The organism is Actinomycetota bacterium (assembly GCA_009923495.1).
In the GTDB taxonomy this organism is placed as follows: domain Bacteria; phylum Actinomycetota; class Actinomycetes; order S36-B12; family UBA5976; genus UBA5976.
In genome coordinates this window covers 1-8,130 of record RFTJ01000026.1, presented here as the reverse complement: position 1 = coordinate 8,130, position 8,130 = coordinate 1, and the positions used below count along the sequence as shown (strand labels likewise).

Below are 8,130 nucleotides of genomic sequence, written 5' to 3'. Positions count from 1 at the left end.
TTAAATTGTTTTAATTGGAGATTAAAATGGCACTTGAAAAAATTGTTGCGGTAGATAAAATTGAGGTGGTTGAGAATGGCGTGGTGCAAGTACGAACTGCCACAAAATTTATTGAGGATGGCAAAGAATTAAACCGTGCGTTTCACCGCCACGTTGTTGTACCTGGTGCTGACTACAGCAATGAGGATTCCAAAGTGCAAGCCATTTGTTCCGCTGTGCAAACGCCTGAAGTAGTGGCGACATATCAGGCGGCTATTGCTGCAAAGGGTATTTAATATGGCACTTAGAAAAATTTTTACAATTGAGGGTGAAGGGTTTGTACAAACATCAGGTGGACAAATAAATATTGGCAATCAAAAAGCCGTATTTACCGCTTATTGCAAAATTACCAAAATAATTAGCGATAAGTTAACTGGATATGTGACCCTTGAATGTGTCGGAGAAACTTACAGAATTATTAACAATTATTCTGTTGAATTTTCTGTTGCTGATGGTGCAGAAAACTTTATCAGACAAGCATATTTGCATTTGAAAACTTTGCCAGAATTTGCTGGCGCTGAAGACTGCTAAACGCCGATGTATTTGCGTTTACCAAGCAACCCAAGAAACAGCACGACAAGCACAAGAAATTCCAGCATAATGCTGACAAACCCTTACCGGCGAGGTTCACCGGGGAATCTTAGGATTCATTGAAATGACTGAAGAAGTCCAACAAAACCTAGCGGAAGTTGACTCCGCGCCAGCAACGGAAGTGACGGCCACTCCTGAGACTGTTGAAAGTACGCCGGTAGTCGCTGATGAGCAGAAAGAACCTTCTAGGGTTTTTACCCAAGAAGAACTGGATGCAGCCATTGGCAAACGCCTCGCAAGAGAGCAACGTAAGTGGGAACGAGAACAAGCACAGCGTCAGTCTGAACAACAGACGCTACAAGCAGCCCCGGCAGCATCCGCTGACCAGTTTGAGTCTACTGAAGCCTATGCGCAAGCACTGGCCCTTCAGAAGGCAGAGGAACTGATCGCCAAGCGTGACCAAGCCAGGCAGCAGTCGCAAGTTCTTGAGAGCTACCACGATCTTGAGGAAGAAGCGCGGAGTAAGTACGACGACTTTGAACAAGTCGCCTACAACCCCAAACTTCCAGTTACGAACGTGATGGCTGAAACGATTCAGTCTTCGGAGATTGGCCCTGAGTTAGCGTACTACCTCGGGTCTAACCCTAAAGAAGCGGAACGTATCTCACGCATGACGCCCTTGAGCCAGGCGAAAGAGATTGGGAAAATTGAAGCCAAATTGGTTTCAGCGCCCCCGGTCAAGAAAACAACGTCTGCGCCAGCACCGATTTCTCCCGTGACGGCTCGCTCCTCTGGAGCGCCGGCTTATGACACTACTGACCCACGGTCTACCAAGACCATGAGCGCCTCAGAGTGGATTGAAGCCGAACGAGCCCGGCAGTTGAAAAAGATGCAGGCAACCCGCTAAATTTTTAAAGGATTTTTTCCATGGCTAACAGTATCTTAACCATCGACATGATCACGCGCAAAGCGCTTGAGATTCTCGAAAACAACCTTGTTTTGACCCGTAACGTGAACCGTCAGTACGACGACAGCTTTGCTGTTGAAGGTGCCAAGATTGGTTCGACCCTGCGTATTCGCCTGCCTGATCGCGCTTTGGTGACCGACGGCGCCGCCTTGCAAGTTCAAGACGACAACGAGCAGTTCACCACCTTGACCGTGGCCAGCCAAAAGCACATTGGTGTCAACTTCACTTCTGCTGAATTGACCATGCAATTGGACGACTTCGCAGAGCGTGTGTTGAAGCCTCGTATCAGCCAGTTAGCCAGCTCCATCGATGCCGACGTCGCCAATGCTTACAAGAGCATTGGTAACACCGTGGGCACTCCTGGCACCACTCCTGCAACTTCTTTGGTGCTGTTGCAAGCCCAGCAGAAGCTGAACGAGAACGCCGCTGTGATGAGCCCCCGCTATGCCACCGTCAACCCCGCCGCTAACGCTGGTTTGGTTGAAGGCATGAAAGGTCTGTTCAACCCCACCGATACCGTGTCACGCCAGTTTAAAAACGGCATGATGGGCATGGGTGTGTTGGGCTTTGACGAAGTCAACATGTCTCAGTCAATCAAGCAGCACACCACCGGCACCCGCATTGCTACTGGCAATACCACTGGTGCTGCGGTAACAACTGAAGGTTCTTCTACCCTCACGTTGACGGTTGGCTCGGGTGAAACCATCACCGTTGGTGACGTGTTTACCATTGCCGACTGCTACGCTGTGAATCCACAAACCCGTGAATCCACTGGTTCGTTGTTCCAGTTTGTGGCTTTGGCGTCTTCAACCTCCACTACCACGGCTACCGTGACCGTGGCGCCGATGTACTCAGCAACTCACGCTCTGGCTACCATGCTGACCTTGCCTGCTACGGCCAAGGCTGTGGTGTTTGTGGGCGCTGCTTCAACTCAGTACCCCCAGAACTTGGTCTACCACAAGGACGCCATCACGTTCGCTACCGCTGACTTGTTGCTGCCCCAAGGCGTAGACATGGCCGCGCGTGCCGTCCACAATGGCATCAGCTTGCGTGTGGTTCGCCAGTACGACATCAACAACGACCGTATGCCTTGTCGTATTGATGTCTTGTACGGTTTTTCCACCATTCGTCCACAGATGGCTTGCCGCATCTGGGGTTAATTAATTAATTTTGAAGGAAATTTATCATGGCTCTCCCTAATTCTGGCGGTGGATACCAATTCACCGATGGCAACACCAACGAAATCGTTATGGGCGTTCAAGCAGCGCCCCAGACGGCAACTACTACGGCAACTCTGACTGCTGCGCAAATTACCGGCGGCATCTTGGTTGGCACGGCAGGCACAGGCGCGGTAACCTATACGATGCCTACGGCAACAGCAATTGACGCAGTGTTTACCAATGCAAAAGTCAACAGCACGTTTGAACTGACTGTCATCAACTTGGGCACTTCGTCTGGGGTGATTACGATGGCTGTTAACACCGGCATTACTGCGGTTGGCAACTTGCTTGTCGCTATTACTGGCAGTGCAGCCGGTGTTGGTGGCGCAGCGCAGTTCCTGTTCCGCAAGACGGACACTGCTGCGTACACTGTGTACCGCGTGGCCTAAACCTAAATGGGGGGCTTTGGCCCCCCTTTTTTAAAGGAAAAAATCATGGCAAATACCAAATCAATTGGTGTCGCTTTTGAAGATCAAGACCTCAAAAGTTCAGCAACAATCTATGCTTTAGCCGGGACGGGTCAAATTGGGTATAACACTGGAAGTTCCACAACGGCGCCTTCAACTGTTACTCAAGCTACTAGCAAATCTACCGGCGTGACCATTAACGCATCTGTGGGTCAAATTGTGACCAACAACGCGGCGCTGGCGGCGGGGGTGGAAGTTGCATTTGTGGTTACCAACAACCAAGTTTCTGCATACGACATCCCAGTAATTGCTATTGCAAGCGGTGCAGCAACGGCGGGAACTTACTTGGTTTCTGTGGTGACAGTAGCCGCTGGGTCGTTTACCATTGCAATCACCAACGCAAGCGCTGGTTCATTGTCCGAAGCATTGACCATTAATTTTGGTTTAATTCACGTTGCGCAAACTTAACCAACCAGGGGGCTAATCACCCCCTTCTTTTTATGCCCGTTATTTACATGTCGCATGAAATCCACGGCGCCAAAGTTGCAACAATGGAACTTGAAGCTGTAGAGGACGAAAAAAATGGCTGGACACGCTATACTCTTGACACGCCAATTGATGTTGAAGAGGCGGCTCCACAGGAAGTAAAACGTAGACGTGGCCGTCCTGTTGTTGAGGCGGTCGAACTAGGAGCGTAAAGATGGCCACCTACTCTGCTGCCGATCAGATCAACCGGGCGCTGCGGCTGCTGGGTGTGCTGGCCGAGGGCGAAACGCCAGCCGCATCGGTATCTCAAGATGCGCTAATGGCGTTTAACCAGATGATTGACTCATGGAATACTGAGCGATTGTCGGTTTTTAGCACTCAAGACCAAGTGTTTACCTGGCCTGCGGGGTTTATTAACCGCACCCTTGGCCCAACAGGTAACTTTGTAGGCAACCGTCCAGTTTTGCTGGACGACGCTACTTACTATCGTGACCCAGGCACGAATGTATCGTTTGGCATCAAATTTATCAATCAACAACAGTACGATGGCATTGCTGTTAAGACGGTGACGTCTACATACCCGCAAGTCTTGTTTATCAACATGACGTACCCTGATGTTGATATGTACATCTACCCCAAGCCCACACGGGACTTGGAATGGCACTTTATTTCAGTTGAAGAATTGGATCAGCCCGCCACTTTGGCAACCAACATTCTGTTCCCGCCGGGGTATCTACGCGCTTTCACGTACAACTTGGCCATGGAATTTGCGCCTGAGTTTGGCGTTGAGCCCAGCCCCCAGGTGCAGCGCATTGCTATGACCAGCAAGCGCAATTTGAAGCGCATCAACAACCCTGATGACATCATGTCTATGCCGTATTCGCTGATTGCCACCCGTCAACGTTTTAACATTTACGCAGGAAACTACTAACATGGCCACCATTGCAATCACCTCCCTCCCCGTTGCAACTGCTGCCGCCGTTGCTGATGTTTTGCCAATTGTGCAGTCAGGCACAACCAAACAAGTCACCAACGCATTGCTGTTTACCAATTCAACTTTGGTTGCGCCTGTGCTTGGTACGCCTGCCAGTGGCACTTTGACCAACTGCACGGGTCTACCTGTTGCAACAGGTGTAAGTGGTTTGGGTACTGGCGTGGCAACATTTTTGGCAACGCCAAGCAGCGCCAACCTACGAGCTGCGTTGACTGATGAAACAGGTACCGGTTCTGCCGTGTTTGCAACTACGCCAACGTTGACCACGCCGGTCATTGGCGCAGCTACAGGCACAAGCCTTGCATTGAGTAGCTTTAGCGCCGTAAGCGCTGCTGCACCAACCATTGCAAGCGCAACAACAATTGCACCAACAACCCCAATTGTTTTTGTTTCAGGAACAACAGCCGTTGTAAATATCACGGCAGCAGCGCCAATTTCTACTGGCGGCGGTACGATTACATTAATTCCAACGGGCATATTTACGTGGACAACCGCGGGGAATATTGCTCTAGCAGGCACAGCGGTGGTTAGTAAGGCGTTAACAATGACTTACGACGTTACGACAACTAAGTGGTATCCAAGTTACGTCGCATGAAAACGCCCATCCTTGGATCGACCTATGTGACCCGCAGCATCAACGCTGCGAATGCCCGCATGGTCAATCTGTTTCCAGAAGTTATCCCCGAGGGCGGTAAAGAACCTGCGTTTTTGCAGCGCTGTCCAGGCTTGTCGCTTTTGTCAACGGTGGGCACGGGCCCGGTTCGGGGCTTGTGGGCGTTCTCATCCAACGACGGCGTGGGTTTTGTAGTGTCCGGTAACTCGCTTTACAAGATCAACAACGCTTACGCGCCCACGCTAATCGGCACTGTGGCCGGCACTGGGCCGGTCAGCATGGCCGATAACGGCACGCAACTGTTCATTGCAGCCAACGGCCCCAGCTACATCTACAACAACACCACTAACGCCTTTGGCCAGATTACTGACCCCGATTTCCCCGGCGCGGTAACTGTTTGCTATCTGGACGGCTATTTTGTGTTCAATGAGCCCAATAGTCAAAAGATGTGGGTCACAACCCTTTTGGACGGCACGTCCATTGACCCGCTTGAGTTTGCCAGCACCGAAGGGTCGCCCGATGGCCTGCTGGCCGTAGTGTCCAACTTCCGCGAGGTTTGGGCTTTTGGCACAAACTCCATTGAGGTCTGGTACGACTCAGGCGCCACAGACTTCCCCCTGCAACGCATCCAAGGCGCGTTCAACGAGCTTGGGTGTGCGGCCCCTTACTCCATTGCCAAGATGGACAACGGCCTGTTCTGGCTGGGCCGGGATCGCCGAGGACAGGGCATTGTTTACAGGGCCAACGGTTACCAAGGCCAGCGCATCTCAACCCATGCGGTTGAATGGCAAATTCAACAGTACGGCGACATGTCGGACGCCATTGCGTACACTTATCAACAGGATGGTCACAGCTTTTACGTGCTGATCTTTCCCACGGCCAACACCACTTGGGTGTACGACGCGGCCACTCAAGCCTGGCACGAACGGGCCGGCTTTGTTGAAGGCGAATTTACCCGGCACCGTAGCAACTGCCAGATGGCGTTTAACAACAAAATTGTCGTTGGCGACTTTGAAAACGGCAACATCTACGCCTTTGACCTTGACGTGTACGCTGACAATGGACAGATTCAAAAGTGGCTGCGCACCTGGCGGGCGTTGCCTACGGGGCAAAACAACTTGAAGCGCACAGCGCACCATAGTTTGCAATTGGATTGCGAAACGGGCGTAGGCTTAAATCTATACCCAGCATACGCCAGTGAAAACATAGACACTGAGTCGGGATTAAATCTTGTAGCTGAATATAGGCAAACCTATTTAGCCACTCAATCAGGCGTTACATTGACCACCGAAGCAGGGGACGGTTTTGAACCGATTGGGCAATACGAATTATCAGATACTGACATTACGGGCTATGAAATTGTCACCAATTCATACCCTGCCGCACCAGGCTACGATCCCGAAGCCATGTTGCGTTGGTCGGACGACGGCGGTCACACTTGGTCAAATGAGCATTGGTCGCCGCTTGGCAGGATTGGCGCCTATGGCCACCGGACATTTTGGCGGCGGCTGGGCATGACGCTCAAGCTGCGAGACCGCGTCTATGAGTTGTCCATGACCGACCCGGTCAAAGTGGCCATCATGGGGGCCGAGTTGATTATTAGCCCGACCAATGCCTAGCCCAAACGCGACGCCTACGCCCATTACACCCCCCAGGGTGCCGTTGATCGACCCGCGTACCGGGTTGATTGACCGGGCGTGGTACTTGTTCTTTCTGTCGCTCAATCAAATTGCCACGGGAATTATTGACGATTCTGGCCTTACGTTTAGCTCCGAATCGCTGATTGCGTCCTATGACGCCGCGCTTCGTGCGGTCAATCAAGAGCTGCAAACGCTGCCACCAGTTGTTACCTTACCGGTTCCTGACGTATTGACTGACTGCTGTTCTGCCTTGGTGTCTCAGATGGCTGAGATGCAAAAGCAGATCGACGCGCTAAATCTGCTTCCGCCCCCGGCCCAAGGCACCGTGACTGCGGTGACGGCCACGGCGCCGGTTGTATCATCTGGTGGCACTGCGCCCGACATCAGTATGCCTGCGGCCAACACCACGACCAATGGCTATTTGACTTCGACCGATTGGAATACGTTCAACAACAAGCAATCGGTGGCCGCGCCGGTCACCAAAACTGCTGACTTTACGGTTGCGGCCACTGACTTGTGGCTGATCAACAATAAGTCTGGTTCAACCTGTACAGTTACCTTGCCAACGGCGTCGTCCTATTCGGGGCGAATTTTGCACTTTCAGACTTACCAAGCCCAAACGGTCGTGTCAGCGTCTAGTAATGTTGTCCCGCAAGCTGGCGGTTCGGCTGGCACATCGATTCTCTTGGCAAGTATTGGGGATTCTGCGACACTTGTGTCTGATGGCACAAACTGGCTGATGACGCAATACATCCCAAACAATGCCTTACTTTTGGAGTAACCCATGACAGTCACCGTCAAAGTCCTTGTTCCCGCCAAAAACGTCGAGGCCACCCAGACCACTCAGTACACAGCTACTGGCGTCACGGCCATCATCGACAAATTCACCGCGACCAACTACACCTCAACCGCTGCGACCATCAGCGTCAACTTGGTCACTGTGTCTGGGTCAGCCGGCAACTCCAACTTGATCACCAAGACCAAGACGCTTCAAGCGTCTGAGGTCTATACTTTCCCCGAACTGGTGGGCCAGGTGCTGGGTGTGGGCGACTTCATCAGCACCATTGCAGGCACTGCCACAGCTATCAACATGCGCGTCAGTGGCCGTGAGGTGACTTAATGAACTTGGCTTGCGGCACTGAGTTCAATTTAACGCCAGCTTTGTCCATGCCGGACAAGGTTGTGGCGTTACAGAATGAGCTGCTAAAAATGCCGCAGGCCGAGATTGTGACC

At 51.9% G+C, this 8,130-nt stretch carries 12 protein-coding genes; all 12 read left to right on the top strand.

All coding sequences use genetic code 11. The features are described from left to right. Nucleotides 1-26: 26 nt before the first annotated feature. Complete coding sequence (locus EBS36_06945; protein NBU32884.1) at nucleotides 27-275, top strand: hypothetical protein; 249 nt, start codon at nucleotides 27-29, stop codon at nucleotides 273-275. 1 nt (nucleotide 276) lies between these two features. Next, complete coding sequence (locus EBS36_06940; protein NBU32883.1) at nucleotides 277-570, top strand: hypothetical protein; 294 nt, start codon at nucleotides 277-279, stop codon at nucleotides 568-570. A gap of 124 nt (nucleotides 571-694) precedes the next feature. Then, a complete protein-coding gene (locus EBS36_06935) occupies nucleotides 695-1,477 on the top strand; it encodes a hypothetical protein (protein NBU32882.1) in 783 nt (260 codons plus the stop codon). An 11-nt stretch (nucleotides 1,478-1,488) separates the two neighbouring features. Continuing rightward, nucleotides 1,489-2,697, top strand: coding sequence for a hypothetical protein (locus EBS36_06930; protein ID NBU32881.1), 1,209 nt, complete (start codon nucleotides 1,489-1,491; stop codon nucleotides 2,695-2,697). Nucleotides 2,698-2,723: 26 nt separating this feature from the next. Further along, nucleotides 2,724-3,146 carry a hypothetical protein gene (locus EBS36_06925; protein NBU32880.1) on the top strand — a complete coding sequence of 141 codons (423 nt, stop codon included), beginning with the start codon at nucleotides 2,724-2,726 and terminating at the stop codon, nucleotides 3,144-3,146. A 135-nt stretch (nucleotides 3,147-3,281) separates the two neighbouring features. Beyond that, nucleotides 3,282-3,632 carry a hypothetical protein gene (locus EBS36_06920; protein NBU32879.1) on the top strand — a complete coding sequence of 117 codons (351 nt, stop codon included), beginning with the start codon at nucleotides 3,282-3,284 and terminating at the stop codon, nucleotides 3,630-3,632. A 32-nt stretch (nucleotides 3,633-3,664) separates the two neighbouring features. Next, complete coding sequence (locus EBS36_06915) at nucleotides 3,665-3,862, top strand: hypothetical protein (GenBank protein NBU32878.1); 198 nt, start codon at nucleotides 3,665-3,667, stop codon at nucleotides 3,860-3,862. Nucleotides 3,863-3,864: 2 nt separating this feature from the next. Beyond that, nucleotides 3,865-4,581 (top strand): hypothetical protein, encoded by a 717-nt coding sequence (locus EBS36_06910; protein NBU32877.1) that lies wholly within the window; start codon nucleotides 3,865-3,867, stop codon nucleotides 4,579-4,581. Between the two features lies 1 nt (nucleotide 4,582). Beyond that, the gene (locus EBS36_06905) at nucleotides 4,583-5,239 is read left to right on the top strand and encodes a hypothetical protein (protein NBU32876.1); all 657 of its coding nucleotides are present in this window, start codon (nucleotides 4,583-4,585) and stop codon (nucleotides 5,237-5,239) included. Further along, nucleotides 5,236-6,876 (top strand): hypothetical protein, encoded by a 1,641-nt coding sequence (locus tag EBS36_06900; GenBank protein ID NBU32875.1) that lies wholly within the window; start codon nucleotides 5,236-5,238, stop codon nucleotides 6,874-6,876. The genes EBS36_06905 and EBS36_06900 overlap by 4 nt, the downstream gene beginning before the upstream one ends. Nucleotides 6,877-6,913: 37 nt before the next feature. Beyond that, the gene (locus EBS36_06895) at nucleotides 6,914-7,678 is read left to right on the top strand and encodes a hypothetical protein (protein NBU32874.1); all 765 of its coding nucleotides are present in this window, start codon (nucleotides 6,914-6,916) and stop codon (nucleotides 7,676-7,678) included. Nucleotides 7,679-7,681: 3 nt separating this feature from the next. Beyond that, a complete protein-coding gene (locus EBS36_06890) occupies nucleotides 7,682-8,017 on the top strand; it encodes a hypothetical protein (GenBank protein NBU32873.1) in 336 nt (111 codons plus the stop codon). Nucleotides 8,018-8,130: the final 113 nt, after the last annotated feature.